This is a genomic window from Actinomadura sp. NPDC000929, from assembly GCF_040492065.1.
GTDB lineage: Bacteria > Actinomycetota > Actinomycetes > Streptosporangiales > Streptosporangiaceae > Spirillospora > Spirillospora verrucosospora.
This window is the reverse complement of record NZ_JBEUPA010000167.1, coordinates 1-16,918: the sequence shown is the minus strand read 5'-3', so window position 1 is coordinate 16,918 and position 16,918 is coordinate 1. Positions and strand designations below refer to the sequence as shown.

13 protein-coding genes are annotated in these 16,918 nt (G+C 73.4%); 4 read left to right on the top strand and 9 right to left on the bottom strand.

All coding sequences use genetic code 11. The features are described from left to right. The 4 genes from ABWI04_RS36420 to ABWI04_RS36405 form a co-directional block, all read right to left on the bottom strand. Positions 1–1,059: hypothetical protein (locus tag ABWI04_RS36420; RefSeq protein ID WP_353835232.1), on the bottom strand; the 1,059-nt coding region annotated here is incomplete at its 3' end. A 70-nt stretch (positions 1,060–1,129) separates the two neighbouring features. Further along, positions 1,130–2,221 carry a hypothetical protein gene (locus ABWI04_RS36415; protein ID WP_353835231.1) on the bottom strand — a complete coding sequence of 364 codons (1,092 nt, stop codon included), beginning with the start codon at positions 2,219–2,221 and terminating at the stop codon, positions 1,130–1,132. Further along, positions 2,218–2,526 (bottom strand): hypothetical protein, encoded by a 309-nt coding sequence (locus ABWI04_RS36410; protein ID WP_345179637.1) that lies wholly within the window; start codon positions 2,524–2,526, stop codon positions 2,218–2,220. The genes ABWI04_RS36415 and ABWI04_RS36410 overlap by 4 nt, the downstream gene beginning before the upstream one ends. A gap of 252 nt (positions 2,527–2,778) precedes the next feature. Beyond that, positions 2,779–3,249 (bottom strand): DUF6668 family protein, encoded by a 471-nt coding sequence (locus ABWI04_RS36405; RefSeq protein WP_345179635.1) that lies wholly within the window; start codon positions 3,247–3,249, stop codon positions 2,779–2,781. 499 nt (positions 3,250–3,748) lie between these two features. Between ABWI04_RS36405 and ABWI04_RS36400 the strand changes: the two genes are divergently transcribed. From ABWI04_RS36400 to ABWI04_RS36385, 4 genes are all read left to right on the top strand, one after another. Then, complete coding sequence (locus ABWI04_RS36400) at positions 3,749–4,921, top strand: lytic transglycosylase domain-containing protein (RefSeq protein WP_345179633.1); 1,173 nt, start codon at positions 3,749–3,751, stop codon at positions 4,919–4,921. Positions 4,922–4,982: 61 nt separating this feature from the next. Beyond that, the gene (locus tag ABWI04_RS36395) at positions 4,983–5,567 is read left to right on the top strand and encodes a hypothetical protein (RefSeq protein ID WP_345179631.1); all 585 of its coding nucleotides are present in this window, start codon (positions 4,983–4,985) and stop codon (positions 5,565–5,567) included. Positions 5,568–5,594: 27 nt separating this feature from the next. After that, positions 5,595–7,412, top strand: coding sequence for a type IV secretory system conjugative DNA transfer family protein (locus ABWI04_RS36390; protein ID WP_353835230.1), 1,818 nt, complete (start codon positions 5,595–5,597; stop codon positions 7,410–7,412). A gap of 147 nt (positions 7,413–7,559) precedes the next feature. Beyond that, positions 7,560–9,839: a protein kinase domain-containing protein gene (locus ABWI04_RS36385; protein WP_345179626.1), complete on the top strand. Its 2,280-nt coding sequence runs from the start codon at positions 7,560–7,562 to the stop codon at positions 9,837–9,839. On the opposite strand, the gene ABWI04_RS36380 is transcribed toward ABWI04_RS36385, so the two are convergent. The 5 genes from ABWI04_RS36380 to ABWI04_RS36360 all read right to left on the bottom strand — a co-directional run. Further along, a complete protein-coding gene (locus tag ABWI04_RS36380) occupies positions 9,815–12,037 on the bottom strand; it encodes a transglutaminase TgpA family protein (protein WP_353835229.1) in 2,223 nt (740 codons plus the stop codon). The two genes, ABWI04_RS36385 and ABWI04_RS36380, sit on opposite strands and share 25 nt — an antisense overlap. After that, positions 12,025–13,161, bottom strand: coding sequence for a DUF58 domain-containing protein (locus tag ABWI04_RS36375; protein ID WP_345179623.1), 1,137 nt, complete (start codon positions 13,159–13,161; stop codon positions 12,025–12,027). Before ABWI04_RS36375 ends, ABWI04_RS36380 begins: the two co-directional genes overlap by 13 nt. Before the next feature lie 3 nt (positions 13,162–13,164). Next, positions 13,165–14,151 (bottom strand): AAA family ATPase, encoded by a 987-nt coding sequence (locus ABWI04_RS36370; protein ID WP_353835228.1) that lies wholly within the window; start codon positions 14,149–14,151, stop codon positions 13,165–13,167. A gap of 13 nt (positions 14,152–14,164) precedes the next feature. Then, positions 14,165–16,090, bottom strand: a complete 1,926-nt coding sequence (locus ABWI04_RS36365; RefSeq protein WP_345179618.1) for an NHL repeat-containing protein — start codon at positions 16,088–16,090, stop codon at positions 14,165–14,167. Between the two features lie 290 nt (positions 16,091–16,380). Further along, the coding region (locus tag ABWI04_RS36360) for a DUF4352 domain-containing protein (protein ID WP_353835227.1) at positions 16,381–16,918 on the bottom strand (538 nt) is incomplete at its 5' end.

The window sequence follows — 16,918 nt, the reverse complement described above, 5'->3', positions numbered from 1 at the left end:
TGGTCCGCCGCCCGGGCCGTTGGGCGGCCTGGGGGGCGTTCCGCCGCCGCCCGTGCCGCCGCCCGCGCCGCCGCCTCTGTTACCCCAGCCCCAGCCCCAGCCGCCGCCGGTGCGGGTGCGCGGCGCGGGAGCCGCCCCGCCACCGCCGCCACCGCCACCGCCACCGCTCGCCAGCAGGCCGGTGAAGAGACCCGTCGCCGACCTGCGCATGGTCACCGCGGTGCCGCCGTAGGTGAAGTGGCCGACCTGGCGGATGCCGAAGAAGCCCATGCCCTCCGTGGCCACGGGCATCACGGCGCGGATGGTCGTCGGCATCGCGAACACCGACCCGGCGGCGAGGGCCAGGCCGGCGAGGCGGTCGGCCTCGTACTTGGACGCCATCAGGGCCAGGGCACTCGCGTCGATCGTCGCGATGACCGGCTGGACCGCGACGAAGGCGACCAGCAGGCCGAGGCATCGCTTGTAGGCGGCGTCTCCGTACGAGGTGAACCGGGCCGCGGCGACCGTCGGGAGAATTCCCACCAGGACGACGAGAGCGCCGTTGCGGAAGAGCATCAGAACGAACTGGATCGCCGACGAGAGCGCTGCGGCGAGGGCGAAGAAGGCGAGGATGAACGAGGTGTCGTCCTGGTTTCCGCCGAGGAGATCGATCCCGTTCTTCCAGTTGTCGATCCAGGCGTCGTTCTTCGGGCCCATGCCCGCGACGATCCAGTGCGAGTACCTCTGCCCGGCGATGTTCAGCAGGTTGACCAGCGTGGCCAGCGTCAGGACGATGACGGCCAGTTCGAAGAACTGGGACATCGCCTGTCTGAACGGCGCGCCCTTGCGTTTGACCGCGATCCGGAAGGCCGCGACGAGGAAGCCGACGAACGCTCCCCCGGCGGTCATCCAGTTGCTGTACTCGCGGATCCCGTAGAGCACTCCGCCCTGTTCGCCGGTCATCTGCACGCTGTAGGCGTCGCTCATCCACCAGGTGAGGAACGTCTGGAAACTCGACAGCGCCCAGTCCAGCAGTTTACTGACGAGCCATGCCCACGCCTGATTGAGGAGATCGTCCATTACGAACCCCCTGAACGGCGTGGAGCGGAGATTGCGAAGTCGCTCGACCTAAACACGACGGGCCTTCTTCTCAGAAATCATCGACCAGAAGGGTGACGAACGCGAGGGCCAGCCCTGAGCCCGCCATAACGCACGCGAGCAGCACCCACCTCAGGTCGGCGGCGTGCGATCCGAACTCGCCCCTCTTGTGCTTGACCCCCATTTTTCCTCCGACCAGGATGAAGCCCAGGACGCATGCCGCCAGCGCCGTCCAGATCATCCAGCGGAGCAAGGGTTGGATCGGTTCGGTGACCTCGCCCACGCCCTTGGCGTGGCCGCGCGGCAGCGAAGCGTCGGGCCTGGCGTTGACGTCCGGCTTTCTGCCGATGGGAGGCTTCAGAACGTTCGGCTTCTTGTCAGAATGGTCCTTCTCGCACTGCTTGGGGAACATTCCACTGGTGTGCTGCCACTGGTTGCAGAACTCCTCCACACCCCCCACGCAGTCGATCTTCTCGTCGTCGGTCTTCAGATCCCAGCAGGAGTCGTTCTTCTTGTCTTCCTTCGGCCACTGGGTGCTGGTGCTGGTGTTGCAGTAGCCGTCCGGATCTGAATTGCTCCTGGCGATGCAGACCTTGAACTGGTAGTTCGTGCTGCGCTTGTAGTCGGGGATCTGGATCTCGTCGCAATGCCCCTTCGTGCCCTTGTGCACGAAGGCCACCTCGCGCCCGTCGAGGATGGCGTAGCCGCGCGCGACGTGGCCGTCTTCGTTGCTGTCGCACACTCTGATCCGGCCCGACTCCGGGTCGAACTGGAGCTTGCCGCCGGGGTCGGTGTCGATCGTCTCGATGTCCTCCGTCTTGTCCCAGTCGACGGGCGCTCCCAGCGCCGCGAAGCCGACGGTCGCCACCCGGCCCGGTCCCTGGACGGCCGGGAGGGCCTCGACCGCGAGCCGCGCCGGGCCCGCGGCGAGCGGACCGGCCGGTTCAGAGCGTTCCAACGAGGCCGCCCCGCGCTGCCCGTCCAGGGCGATCTCCGGTGCGGGAGCGGGGAGAAGGCTGATCGTGAGCAGGGCGGCGCCCAGCGCCAGCAGCGCGGCGGACAGGACCGACACGCGCCGGCGCGCGGGCGTCCAGCCCCTGCGGCCCCTGCCGCGTGCGCGGAGGTGCCGGGGCGCCGGCCTCAAGCCGCGAGGTTTCTGACGATCAATCCGGCGCTCACGATGAGCAGGCAGCCGAAGCCCACGATGAACATGCTTCCGAGGTGACTGCCCCCCTCGCCCTTCTTGTGCTGGATCCCCATCCGGGCGCCGATGATGACGAAACCCGCCACGCAGGCGAGCAGGCCGCCCCACGCCGCCCAGCCGAGCAGCTTCTCGATCTTGTTCGCGAACGGCGGCGCCTCGCCCTGCCCCGGGTTCGGGATGTCCCTGGCAAGGGCAGCCGCATGGTCGAGCAGGTGGGCCGTCCACGTGATCGTCGCGTCGAGCATGCGCGTCCTCCGAGATGATGCGATGAGGGTCTGTCCGGCCGGAGTCGGCGGACGGCGACTTGGCCGGGGCTCACCGGCGCGCGTCGCGACGCATCCGCCGTCCGCGCGATCGATGGGCCCCATTCTGGAAGGGGTCGCCGCCTGTCAGCGCTGGACCGGCGGGCTCCTTCCGAGCACGGTTCTGTACTTGTACTGGACGGTCCGGGGGCCGCACTGATCGGCAAGCGCCGCAGGGCGGCGACTCTGTTGCGATCAGGAGGGGACCGGACCGCCCACGTCGCGGACCAGACGCGCGTAGGCGGGGGGAAGCCGCACCTTGTCCGGAGGGTCGCCGAGGCGGAAGGCCTCGACCCACGGCAGGTCCCAGAGACGCGGGACTCCGCCGGCGATCAGACGCATGAGGTCCGCCAGCGGCTTCGGACGCTTTCCTGGAGCGTCGGCCACCACGGCCAGACCGATCAGCTGGACGCTCGGGAGGGTTCCCGCCGCCCACTGCGCCACGGCCGCCTGGGCGGCGCACAGCCCTGCGGCGTGGCTCCGGGCGACGAGCAGCACCTGGGACTGCCCCGGGGGCGCGGGCGTCGGCCAGTAGCGTCCCGCGCTCACACTGTTGGGGATGAGCGCGGCGAGTGTGGAGGCGCCGGCTCCCCCATGGCAGGAGGAGAGCCAGATCCCTGGAGCTCGTCCGTTGTACGTGACCAGTCCGAGCGTGCTTCTCGGCACCGGTCCTTGTTCTGCTGGTATGACCGCCTGGGCAGCATACCCCTCGTGCTGAGGTCGGGTCTGCCGAACAGGATATGCCGAGCCCGGCACGCTCGGCAGCCCCTCGGGGCCGGTCCCCCCGCGCTGCGGGCCGCCGCTCTCCGTTGCCCGCACCACGGGTGCCCACCTCCGGGAAAGTCACGAGCGGCTCTGCTCTGGCCTGCTGGCTCCGCACCAGCGGAGATCAATCTACTGGGACCGACCGTCCGCGAGCCGCCGCTCCCGTCAACCCGTCGGCCTGCGGTCTCCCGGCGCCCGTTCCCGCGCGCGACCGCAGGACCCACCTTGCATCACCGCGCGTTGACCGCACTGTCTTGGTCGGCGGGTCCGTGCAGGCGAGGCACGCCCGAAGAGGACGCCGACGGTGGCGGCTCGGCCCTCCGCCCCCGGCGGGAGGGTCGGCGACGTCACCGCCGATCTGGGAGGGCCACATCATCAACTGTTCCGGGAATGATCCCCGATGGTGACCTTCAGCCTGGGCAAGCTGATCTTCAGGACGGGCTGCTTCGGGTCGATGGCCATCGCAGCGCTCCTGGTCGCGGCGATGTTCGTGGCGGTCCAGAACATCCTCGCGCCCGGCGCCACCTTCGCCTGCGGACCGGCGAATCCCGACGGCCCCGACCTGCTGAGCCCGGCGCCCAAGCCGAGCCGGACGGGCGGCCCGACCGTGGCGCCGGTGGTCTACCGCCGCGCTCAGGCCGGAGGGTCCCTCGACGCCGGAGCCGTGCGGAACGTCGCCGCGGCGGCCAAGGCCCCCACGGACAGCATTCCCGCCAACTACGTCCAGCTGTACAAGGCCGCGGGCCCGAAGTACGGCATTCCCTGGTACCTGCTCGCCGGAATCGGAAAGGTGGAGACCGACCACGGGCGGTCCAAACTTCCGGGCGTTTCATCGGGGGAGAACTACGCCGGCGCGGGCGGTCCGATGCAGTTCCTGCAGAGCACCTTCAACGCTTATGCGGTCGACGGGAACAACGACGGTAAAAAGAGCCGCTACGACCCGGCGGACGCAATTTTCAGTGCCGCGAACTATCTGCACGCCAGCGGCGCGCCCGGTGACACCAGAAAGGCGATCTTCGCCTACAACCATTCCACGGACTATGTGAACCTGGTGCTGTCGTGGGCCGAACGCTACGCGGGCGGCAAGTTCTCCCTCGGCGGTCAGAACAATGCCGGAGCATCATGCGCCTCGTTCGGCGACGGCGGCAACTGGAAGCCGGGATCGGTCTGCCCCGCGGGCGGGGGCATGGTCGAAGGCAACATCACCAAGCGGACGGCCTGCGTCCGCGACCAGATCAAGACCCTGTTCGGCGTCCCGCGCGGGATCGGCTGCTACCGCGCCAACGGCGGCATCCCCGGTGGGGGCGAACACCCCCTCGGCCGCGCCTGCGACTTCATGATCAGCTCAGGGGCGCCGAACGCCCGCGAGGTCCAGCTCGGCTACGACATCGCCAACTGGGCCAAGGCCAACGCCGGGCGCCTCGGCATCATGTACATCATCTACCGCCAGCACATCTGGAATCCCGACAGGGCCGGCGAGGGCTGGCGGCAGATGGAGGACCGCGGCGGCCTGACGGCCAACCACTACGACCACGTCCACATCTCCGTGCTGGGCGACGTACGTGCTGCCTGACCACGGGGCCGCCCGGCCGCGCCGCGGCACGCATCCGCCCGCCGCCCTTCGGAAGGAGCCCATGGCCGCCCCCGGACGCCCGCCGCGCATCGTGTTCCTCGCCGCGCTCACCTGCGCCCTCGCCTCCTGCGGGACGCCCCGGGCCACACCGGCCCCCAGCACCGCCCCCACCAGTGCGATCTCCTCTCCGCCGCCTGCGACCGCGTCCCCGAAAGTGCCCGGCGGCCTGCCCGACCTCACCCGGCTCGACCACTACGACGCCACGGCGGTGTCCAAGGCGGCGCTCACCCTGATGTGGCTCGTCGACTCCACCACCGATCACAGCCAGCGCGACGCCTACCAGCGAGCGATGCCCCTTCTGGACGACTTCTACAAGGTGTCCGTCTCCGACCAGCCCGGCGGCGTCGTTCCCGGGCAGTGGAGCGAGCACCATGCCTACGCCAAGGTCCGCCTCACCCGGCGAACCCCCGAAGGCGACGTCCCCGCCGACACGCCCACGCTGGCTCACCGGGGATGGGGGATCACCGTCACGCCCACCGGCCGGGACGGCTGGAAGGGCTCCCCCGTCCACGCCACCGCGTTCGTCACCCTCCGGCGCAAGGATCCGAGCGCCCCGTGGCGCGTGTCGGCGGTCGGAACCGCTTGAACCGGACATCACGATTGAGGAGGCTCTATGGCCGGCAATGACGACGACGACGTTTACGTGGTCTTCATAGGTATTGGCTTTGTGAGCGCGCTGCTGGGCGGGGCGAGCAGTTTCCTGACGTGGTTGGCGGGCCAGTTGTCCGGGGTCCTTTCGGGCGGCGGATGGCCGGATTCCAGCCCGACGGACTGCCTGCGCATCACCTACAACCTCGTGCGCCATCCGAACGATCCGCGCGGCGCGTGGCCGCCCGCGGCGGCGGCGGCCCTGGGGTCGGCCCCGATCTTCTTCGGCCTGCTCGCCGTGCTGCTCCTGGCGATGGCCCTCGGCGCCTACGTCCTGATCCGGCTCCTGCTGAACTGGCGGCGCCACCGGACGTGGCGCCGGCTGCGGCTGGGCTTCGCCTCCGGCTGGGAGGTCCGCAAGCTGCTGAGCGCCCGGACCGTCCAGAGCAAGGCCGCACAGGTCCGGCCGTCGACGCAGAACGTTCCCGCGCGCTCGGTGAAGCCCGAGGACGTCGGGTTCTACATCGGCCGGGACATCAGGTCCCGGCGGAAGCTGTACGCGTCCCTGGAGGACACCGCGATCATCCTCGCGGCGCCGCGGCAGGGGAAGGACGTGCACTTCGTCACGCCGTTCACCATCGACGCGCCCGGCCCCTGCATCGTCACGTCCAGCCGCCGCGAGACGTTCATCAACACGGCCATGGTGCGGTCGCAGTTCGGCGAGGTGTACGTCTTCGACCCGTTCAACTGGACCGGCTGGCCGAACCGGATGCGCTGGTCGCCGCTGCAGGGGTGCGAGGACCCGAACGTGTGCGCGGTCCGGGCGGGCACGCTCGTCCAGACGAGCGGTTTCGACATCGGGCACGAAGGCGGCAGCCTGCTCGGTGGCATCATGACGATCATCCGCTGCCTGCTACACGCCGGCGCGATCGGCCGCCTCAACTTCCGCGAGGTGATGCGCTGGGTCTACGAGGCCAACGGCGAGGAGGCGCTGGAGATCCTGCGCCAGGGCGAGCGCGAGGGGCGGACCGCCCCCGGTTATACCGGGGCGCTCGAGTTCAACATGCGGAACGAGAGCATGTGGTCCGGAGTGATCCAGGTCATGTCGTGCTTCTCGCAGCCCGAGGTGCTGGCGGACTGCACGCCGGACCCCGGTGAGGAGTTCGACTTCCGGAAGTTCCTCCAGGGCCGGAACACCCTGTACTTCGTCTCCAAGAAGCAGAGCGACTGGGGCGGCATCGCCCCCATCGTCACGACCATCATCGAGCAGTACTTCCGCAGCGCGCGCGGCACGGCGATGAAGAATCCGAGCGGCCGCCTCGACCCGCCGCTGACGTTCGAGCTGAACCAGGTGGCCGACATCTGCCCCCTCGGCGGCCTCGCCACCTACATGGGCGAGTCCGGCGGCTACTCGATCAGCGTGCACGTCTACCTGACGTCGCTGGCGGAGGCCCGCCGGGTGTGGGGCACGGACGGCGCCGCGTCCCTGTGGGACAACGCCACCGTCAAGATCATTTCGGGCGGCTCCGGCACGGTCAAGGACCTCTCCGACCTCGCCGACCTCGTGGGCAAGCACGAGGGAAAGCACATCCTCAGCCCCGAGGAGCTGCGGACGATGCCGTTCGGCCGCGCCGCCGTCGTCGCCGGCACCGCCCGTCCCGTCGAGATGTGGCTCACCCCCTGGTGGAAGCGCGGTGACCGGGACGCCATCGCGAGGGGCAAGGCGGCGGCCGAGGCGATGATCCAGAAGATGCACGCCGGTCAGCCGGCCCCGACCGCCACGCTCCACGACGTGGCCGCGCCGGGCGACGAGGAAGGCGACGAGTCCGCCGTCGTCTGGTGAGATCGAGCGGCGATCGGGAGCCCGAGGAGGGTTGCGCAATGACGGCGCGCACGGACGTCTAGAAGGGATGGGCTATACATTCGTCGACAGGTCAGCGAGGAGGGTCCCTGTGCCGACGTCCGACCTTCTCGTCCGGGGCCCGAGGTAATGGTCACCGCACCGAACCTCATCGTGGCGGGGAACCCGGACCTCGCCCAGAGGCTGCGCGCCACGGGTCGTTTCCCCGCCGTGTTCGACGCCGCCTCCGCCAGCGGGCTGCGTGACCTGTCCAAGAGCGGCAGGGTCCGCGCCCCGGCGGCGTTCATGTTCGCGCCGGACTTCGAGGAGGACCTTCCGGAGGCCGGTGTCCCCTTCCTGGCCGACAGGCTGGCGGCGAGCGGCCACACCGTGATCGTCCACGGTTTCTTCACCGAGCGCGGCGACGTCTTCGCCCCCGAAGTGATCGCGACGGCGAAGCCGCTGACCCTGGCGGAGCTGCTGGAACTGCTCGGCGCCCCCCGGTCCGAGCCGGCGCCGGGCCCGGCGGGGACGACGTTCACCTGGCCGTCCGACAGCCCCCCGCCCGAGCTGAGGGTCGCCGCCGCCCCCCGCGCCGACTCGTCGAGCCTGCTCCCCGGGTACGGCGGGCTGTCGATCCTCCGTCGCGGCGCCGGCTCGGTGACCTACCGCGCCGTGCACGAGGAGTCCGGCGCCGAGGTCGCCGTCAGGGTGCGGCTCGACGGTTCCGAGACCCCGGCGGAGGAACTGGCCGCCCTCGAACGCGCCTCCCGCGGCGAGCACCTGGTGAGCGTGCTGGAGAGCGGCCGCGCCACGAGCGGGCAGCGGTACACGGTGGCCGTGTACTGCCCCGCCGGCGCTCTCCCGCCGGAGCCTCTGCCGATCGCGGACGCGGTCGGGACCGCCGTCGCGACGGGCCGGGCCCTGCAGGCGCTGCACGACGAGGGACTGGTGCACGGCGACGTCCGCCCGAGCCGGATCATGCGGGGCGAGGCGGGACCGCTGCTCACCGGTCCGGCGACCGCGCGGGGACTGGCGGCGCACACCGCGCCGGGCGTCCTGGCGCCGGTCGCCCGGGACCGCGTCGAGCCCGGGTTCGCCGCTCCGGAGGCGCTGCTGGGGCGTCCGCAGACCGTGCAGGCCGACGTGTACGGGCTCGGCGCCACCCTGTGGGGCCTGCTGGCCGGGCGCGCTCCCTTCGCCACCGGCGGCGGACGCGCCCCGGACGAGGCGGCTCCCCGGGTGCCGCGCGACGACGTGCCGGAGTGGCTCGGGAACGTCCTCGGAAAGGCGCTGGCGAGCGAGCCCGCCGACCGGTACCCGACGGCGCGTGCGTTCGTCGAGGCGCTGGAGGAGGGGCTCCGCGCCGTTCCCCCGCACGACGTCCCTGGGGAATACGCGCCTTGGTCGCCGTGGGACAAGGCGGCACCGGAGCCCGTTCCGGCACCGGCCGCCGTCCCGGAGCCGCAGGTGCCTCTCGCTGACCAGGAGGTGCACTTCGCGGAACCGCAGGCGCCCTTCGAGGACCAGCAGGTGCACTTCGGGGGGCAGCAGGCGCCCTTCGAGGACCAGCAGGTGCACTTCGGGGGGCAGCAGGCGCCCTTGGAAGACCAGCAGGTGCACTTCGCGGAACCGCGAACGCCGTCGGCGGAAACGCAGGTCTCCCCGGGAGGGCCGCAGGCGTCCTTCGCGGAATGGCAGGCGGCCTTCGCGGAACAGCAGGCGCCGTCCACCTACGAGCAGATGCCGTTCGAGGGACAGCAGGCGCCGCCCCCGCAGCAGTATGCACAGCCCTCGTACCGGCACGTGCCCTTCGAGGAGCCGCAGGCGCCGCTCACGGAATTCGCGGACCAGCCGCTGCACTTCGCGGAACCGCAGGGGCCTTTCACCCCGCAGGGGGAGCCCGCGAAGTCGCAGCGCCCCCGGATCGTGCTGCTGGCGCTGGTGGGGCTCGTGCTCGCCGCGGTCGTGTTCAGCGTGATCGCCCTCCTGACGGGCTCAGGCTCGGCCGATCGGCGCCGTGCGGACCCGCCCGCCGCGTCGCCGCCCGCCTCGCAGGCTCCCGCCTCGCAGGCTCCCGCCACCCCCGCGCCCAGCTCGGGCTCGCCGACGCCCACGTCCACCCCGACGGCGGTGCGGCCGGAGACCAAGTTCAGCCCGAGCCAGGTGCAGATCGTCGACAACCGCGTCTCGATCGAGATCAGCTGGAAGGACGCCACCGGCGGCAAGGCCGCGTACTACGTGGTCGGCGGTCCGGCGGGGCGCACGCCGTCCACCATGGCCAACGTGCCGGCGGGGACCGCGAAGGCCACGATCCTCGCCCTGAACCCGAGCGTGGAGTACTGCCTGACGGTCGTCGCCGTGCTGGACGTCGACCGGGTCGCCTACGCCAAGCCCGTCTGCACTCACCGCGGCAAGCGGGAGGGCTGAGCCGCCCACAGCGGCGCACGCGGGTCCCACCACCAGAGCAGGCGGCGCGGCAGCGGCCGGGAGCGGCGCAGCGCGGCGGTCACGGAACGGACCTCCGCGACCGTGAACGCGGCGTCCTCCAGGGTGACCGAGCCCCCGTAGCGGACGGCGTTCACCAGGCGGCCCACCCTGCGCAGCCGGGCGAGGTCGGTGCGCGGCAGTTCCCGCGCGAGCCGCTCCGCCATCTCGACCGGGGTGGCGGACGCGGGAACGGGCAGCCCCGCGACGCGCGTCGCCACCAGCAACTCCGTCCAGGCCGCCCGGATCCGGTCGGGCGCGGCGCCCCGGCGCAGCCGCCGGGACCGGATCGCGCCCAGCAGCGGCGCCCCGATCAGGAAGGCCAGCAGGACCAGCGCCGGGAGAACGAGCAGGCCCTCCGGGCCCGAGCCCGAACCCGAGCGCCCGCCGCCGCCCGCACCGCCCTGGTCGCCGAGGTCCTGGGCGTCGGGACCGTCGGACGGCTCATCGCCTTCTTCGATCCGCTTCCCGGAACCGGTCTGGGGGGACGCCTGCGTACGCTCGCGCGGGTTCGGGTCGTAGGGCACCCAGCCCAGGCCCCGGAAGTAGATCTCGCCCCAGGCCACCGCGTCGCCGGTGCGGACCACCCGTTCGCGGTCGCCGCTGCCCGGCCCGAACCCGACCGCCACCCGGCTCGGCAGACCGGCCGCCCTCGCCAGCACCGCGAACGCGCTGGCGAACTGCTCCGACGTCGCGCCGCCGCCCCGGCGGCCCGGGGCGACGAGCAGCTTCGCGAGTTCGGCGTAGCCGTGCCCGCCCGGGGCGCCCGGCTTGAAGGTGTAGGAGGCGCGCAGATACGCGGCGAGGCGGGACGCGCGCTGGTGCGCGGTGCCGTCCCCCGCGGCCGCGAGGGCGATCTCCTCGAGCTTGCGCGGCGCACCGGGCGGCAGCCGGAGGTAGCGCTGGTACTGCTCGCCGGAGTCGATCACGGCTCCGGCCGCCTGCGAGCCGCTCCACTCCGGGACCTCGCCCGTCGCGGCGTACCTCCGCCCGGCCACCGGGCCGTCCGACGACAGGAGCGTGCCGGACTCCTGGTCCTGCTCGACCGCGAGACCGTCCACCCGGGTCGGGATGCCGGGGACCGGCACCCAGCGGCCGGGCAGCCTGCCGACCGAGACGCGCACGCTCGTCCGCACCGTCTTCGGAGGCATGTCGGCGGGAGGGAGCAGGGTCGCCCCGCTGGGAAGGTAGGTGCTGTCGGGCAGCCAGGTCGGCCCGGTGAACTCGGAGAGCACGGCCCACCGCAGTTGGGTCTTCGGCCCCGACACGTTCAGCAACGGCGCATCGGGCTCGGCCGACCAAGCCGAAAGGTACGCCAGGGGGTTGCGTTCCTCGGCCGGCGCCTCGGGGGCCTCGGCGGCCCGGCGGGGATCGGCCGCCTTGACCGGCCAGTCGTCCAGCATGCCGGACCCGCCGACCGCGGCGACGGCCCCGGGCAGGGCCACCGCGCAGGCCACCGCCGCGACCATCGCGCCGACGCGCGCGCGAGGGCGGCGGCGGGCGGGCGCGGGCCCCGCGTCCGCCAGGTCCGGAACGCGGACGGTGAACCCGGCGCTCGCGGTGTCCGGACGCGCACGCGGTGCGGCGGCCAGCAGTACGGCGGCGCAGGCGGCGACCAGGGCGGCCGACCAGTAGCCGGGCCCGGCCGCCTGCGGGTTGAGCGCCGTGGCCCCGCACAGGAGCAGCGCACCGGGCAGCAGCGCGGGCAGGACGCGCCCGTCGCGGCGCAGCACCGTCGCGATGGCCGCGGCCAGCCAGATCGCCGCCACCGGGAACGCCAGCAGGTCCACGGTCACCGGGGCCCGCGGCGAGGTCGTGAGGATGCGGGCGCCCGAGTGCAGCACCGCGTCCGCGGCGCCCGGCACCGGTCCCTTGACCGGCCCAGGGGCCCAGGAGGCCAGGACGACCAGCCAGACCGCGGCGACGGGCAGGCCCGCCAGGATCGCGGCGGGTCCGAGGCCGCGCAGCATCCGGTACGCGGCCGACGTCACCGCGACGGCGAGGGCCGCGGTCACCGCCAGCACCGTGAACGCGGGAAGGGGCCGGTCGTACCCGGCCGCGAGCAGCGGCGCCGACGCGGCGGAGGCCAGCGCGACGGCGGCGGACGACAGCGCGGCCCGGATCCGGTTCACTGCGCCCACCAGCGGCTCTCGTTCCACCGCTCGGCGAAGCCGGCCGCGTCGGCCGCGCGCAGCAGCCGCACCCCGGCGGGCGGCACGAGGCCCCCGCCGTCGCCGGGGCCGATCAGGCCGACCAGGGAGACGGTGTGCCGCGCCGCGAGCAGCCGCATGGCCGCGGCGGCGTCCTCGTCCGCCGCCGCCGTGGACAGCAGCACGATCGCGCGCCCCGTCGGGGCCGAGCGCAGCCCCGCGCAGGCGCCCGGGAAGTCCGCGCCGGGCCGCGCCGCCGCCTCGGCGAGCACGTCCAGGTGCGCGACGACCCCCGCCGCCGCGGCGGACCGCACACCGCCGGCCAGCCGCAACTCGACCGGGACGTCCGGGCCGGACCGCACGATCGACGCCGCGGCCTCCACGAGGGCGTCCAGTTCGTCCGGACCGTACCGGTCGTCGACCAGCAGGGTCATGCCCGTGCCGGCGGAGTCGGCGTGCTCGCGGACCATCAGGCGCCCGCGGCGCGCCGACGTCCGCCAGTGGATCTGCCGGACGTCGTCGCCGGGCGCGTGCTCGCGCAGCCCCGCGAACGCCCCCTCGGAGGCCCGGACCGACGCCGACGAGGTGTCCCGGCCCCCGCCGCCCGCCGCCGGCACGGGGGCGAGGTGGTGGTGGCGCGGATGCACCAGCAACCGCACCGGCACGTCGTCGGCCGCCCGGACCGCGCGCGCGAGCCCCAGCGGGTCGGTGCGGACCAGGCTGAGCGGTCCCGCCTCCACCACGCCGCGCCGCCGCGGGGTCAGCTCGTACCGGATCCTCGGGCGGGCGAGGCCCAGGGGAAGGACGACCGGATCACCGATCCCGGTGACGCGCTCGGCGACGGTGGCGCTCCCGGCGCCCTTGCCCGCCGCGACGTCCAGGACGACGGTCACGGGTTCTCCGGCGCGGACCCGCGACGCCGTGATCCGGCGGCCGACCCGGGCGGCCGGGAGCCGGCCGGCGAGGGCCATGGCCAGCGCGACCGCCGGGAAGGCGAGCGCCCCCAGCGCACCGGGCGCCGGGTAGCCCAGGCCGAAGCCCCAGCCGCACAGGACGGCTCCGGCCGCGAGCAGCGCCCAGCCGCGGGCGGTGGGGCGGAGGGTGCCGCCGGCCACGGCCTAGCCGTTCCCCTGCGCCGCCGGGACGGGGACTTCGGCCAGGACGCCGTCCAGCAACTCCGCGGTCTCGGCCGCGCCCGCGGCGCCCGAGAGCGGCACCAGCCGGTGCGCCCAGACCGGGCGCGCCAGGGCCTTGACGTCGTCCGGGGTGACATAGCCGCGGCCGTCGGCCAGCGCGTAGATCCGCGCCGTCCGGCACAGGGCGATGGAGCCCCGGAGGGAGACGCCGGCCCGCAGCTGCGGATGCCGCCGGGTGCGCTGGGCCAGTTGCAGGACGTACCGGTTGACGGAGTCGGCGACGGCGACGCGCTCGGCGGCGGCGCCGAGCCGCGCCATCTCCTCGCCGATCAGCACCGGCGCCAGGTCCTCGGGCTCGGTCAGCGACGAGCCGCGCAGCAGCGACAGCTCCGCCTCCTCGCCCGGGTACCCCAGCGACAGCCGCATCAGGAAGCGGTCGAGCTGCGCCTCGGGCAGCGGGAACGTCCCCTCCAGGTCGATGGGGTTCTGCGTGGCCACCACCAGGAACGGGCGCGGCACCGGGTGCGCCTTCCCGTCCACGGTGATCCGCCCTTCCTGCATGACCTCCAGCAGCGCCGACTGCGTCTTCGGGGAGGTCCGGTTGACCTCGTCCACGATGACGACGTTGGCGAACACCGGGCCCGGATGGAACTCGAACTCGCGGCTCCGCTCATTGAAGATCGTCACTCCGGTGACGTCGGACGGCAGCAGGTCGGGCGTGCACTGCACGCGTCCGATCTTCCCGCCGGTCACCGCCGCCAGGGCGCGCGCCAGGGTCGTCTTGCCCATGCCGGGCAGGTCCTCCAGCAGGACGTGCCCGCCCGCGGCGAACGCGGTGAGGATCAGCCGCACCGTGGCGGGATCGCAGCGCGCCGCCGACTGGATGCCGGAGGCCATCCGCTCGAAGGCGGCGGCGGCCAGCAGCGCCTCCTCGTCGGGCAGCGCCGGCGTCGCGGTCGTGGTGCTCACTCATTGCCCTTCATTAGCCGCAGTTGCCCCAGCCCGCCGAGGCGCTGGCGCCGGAGGCGCCGCCCGAGTACCGGACGCAGTCGCCCGGCGCCAGGACGAAGACCGGTCCGGCGTAGTACTTGAACGAGCCGTTGTCGGAGGCGACCTTGCCGCCGTTCTGGCTCTGGAGGCGGACCCAGACGTTGGTGGCCTTGCCGATGTCCGCGGTCTTCATCGTGACCGCGCAGTTCTTCTTGGTGGACGCGCTGTAGAGCTGGTAGATCCGTCCGCCCGCGAACGACGACGACCGCTGGACCTGGTAGTTGCCGCCCGCCGTCGCGTTGCAGACCTGCGCCGGCGTGTACGGGTTGCGCGTCTGGGTGGGCTTCGGCTTCGGCTTGGTCGGGGTGGGCTTGGGCGTCGTCGGCCTGGGGGTGGTCGGCCTCGGGGTCGTCGGCCTGGGGGTGGTCGGCCTGGGCGTGGTCGGCCTCGGCGCGGTGGGCCTGGTGGTGGTCGGTCTCGGCGTCGCCGGCCTGGTGGACGTCGGCCTGCTCGTGGTCGGCCTCGGCGTGGTCGGCCTGCTCCCGCTGGGCGATGCCGTGGGCGTGCGCGAGGGCACCCGGGGCGACGGAAGGTGCGGGCCGGGCGTCGCCGACGGCCGGGGCGCCTCCGTGCGGGGGTCCGCAGGCGGCGTCGCGGGGGTGGACGGCGGCGTCTCGGGTCCCTCGGAAGGGGGGTCCGGCTCGAACGGGTCCGGGAAGACCGGATCGGCGGGCGGCGCCGGCACCGGCGGCGGACTGCTCGCCCCGCCGCCGGGCTTGTGCGGGCGGCCTCCGCCACGCCCCGGCCCGCCCGGGTACTTGCCGACCTTGCGGGCCACACCGTCCCCGCCGACGACCAGGGCGTCCGTGCTGCCCGGCGAGTTGACGAACAGGTTGCCCTCGCGGACCTGAAGCTCCATGTCGCCGCGCCCGGCCGGCATCGACAGCATGCCGGTCTGCCGGCCCGCCGGTTCGAAGACCCGCACCTGCCCGGTCTCCCGCACGGGCAGGTACACCTTGCCGGCGAACGGCACGGCGGGCTCCTGGACGGGATCGGTCAGGGGGAACGACCGCACCGGGCCGCCCTGGCGCACGTCGCCCAGCGTGACCACCGCGCCGGCCGCGGGCACGGTGACCGCGGCGAGCGCGCCGTGGGTGCGCGCCGGCACCATGGCGCCGACGAGCGACACCGGCGTCGTGACCCGGCGGGTGCCGCCGCCCGTCGCGACCACCAGTCCGCGCCCGTCGCGGTCGACCACGAGGGCGCCCTCGTCCAGCACGGTCATCGCCAGGTCGTGATCGGGCGGGGCCGCCTCGGCCGTGCGGACGACGCTGGGGCCCTGGGCGGCGACCTTCACGGCGAGGACGGTGCCCTGCCGGGGCGCGGCGACCCACAGCAGGCCGGCGTCGTCGAACTCGCCGCCGACCAGCGGGCCGGGCAGTTGCAGGACCGGGCCCACCGGCCGCAGCGTGGCCGGGTCGAGCGCGCGCACCGCGCCGGTCGTGCGCTCGACCAGCGCGGCTCCGTTGGAGCCCATCGCCAGGTGCGGATCGCCGCGGGTGCCGATGTCCAGCCGTCCCGAGAAGCCCAGGCCGTTGAGGTCGAGCGACGACACGCGGCCGGTGTCCAGGTCGTGGATGAGAAGGAACCGGTCGTTCTGGGTCACTTGCACCCGGTGGCCGCGGGCGTCGGTCACCTGGCGGCGCTGCTCCACCCGGCCGCTGTCGGGGTTGACCCGGTCCACCTCGCCCGCCGTCCGGCTCCACAGCCAGGCGCTGCCGTCGGTGGCCGCGACGGCGAGGCCGACCCGCCCCCCGCCCAGCATCGTGGCGAGCAGCAGCACGGTGACCAGGGCCGCCGCGGCCCACCAGCCGACCCGCGAGCGGGCCATCTCGACGCCCTTGTTCTGCGGCTTCACGGCCACTCCTTCGTCCGCCGCCGCGGCAGGAGCTCCTCGGAGCGCATGTCGACGGCCATCAGGACAGGTCTTCTCCACAGGTCAGAGACGTTCCGCGGCCCGGTCGGCGAACGCCCGGACCGCGGCGGCGCCGGTGACGCCATGGACCCGCCATCACCGCACCGACACCGCTTACAGGACACCGTCCGGAGTCCTGTCGATCTTGCAACCGCGAAGACCGCGAAAATCGCCGCGCCGCAAGGTCAGCTCGCTGCGTCCCGCCTTCCTCGGCCGCTGCCGACCCGCGTCGCTCAGCCGGCCTTGGCGGCGATGCGCACGCCCTTGCTCAGAGCGGCGTCGTGAAGGACCACCGAGACCGGCTGCGCCGTGGCGGCGATCTCGAAGATCAGCATGCCGTTGAACCTGGCGCCGGGAGACAGCACCTCGGCGAGCGAGGCGGTGCGCGCGTCCGCGGTGCCGCTCCGCGGCATCGCCCGCGCCTCGTACGACGTCCCGCCGTCGTCGATCAGCTTCTGGTGCTCCGCGGTGAGCGTGCGGGTCTTGGTCCCGGTGTTGGTCACGGTGATCCTGACGCGGCACAGCTTCTCGCCGAAGTCGGGCTTGAGGCCGCGCACGGTGACGCCGCAGGCCGTCGGGGACGCCACGAAGGTGAACTGGCCGTCCCTGGCCGGCGTGTTCTGCCGTCCCTCGACGGGCTGGAAGTAGCGGTACCCCGCGACTCCCACGACGATCATCAGACCGATGACCACGACGGCGGCGGTCAGGCAGCCCGTGCAGCCGCGCCCGCGTCGCCGCCTCGGGGGCGCCGGCGCTGCCGCCGGAGGCTGC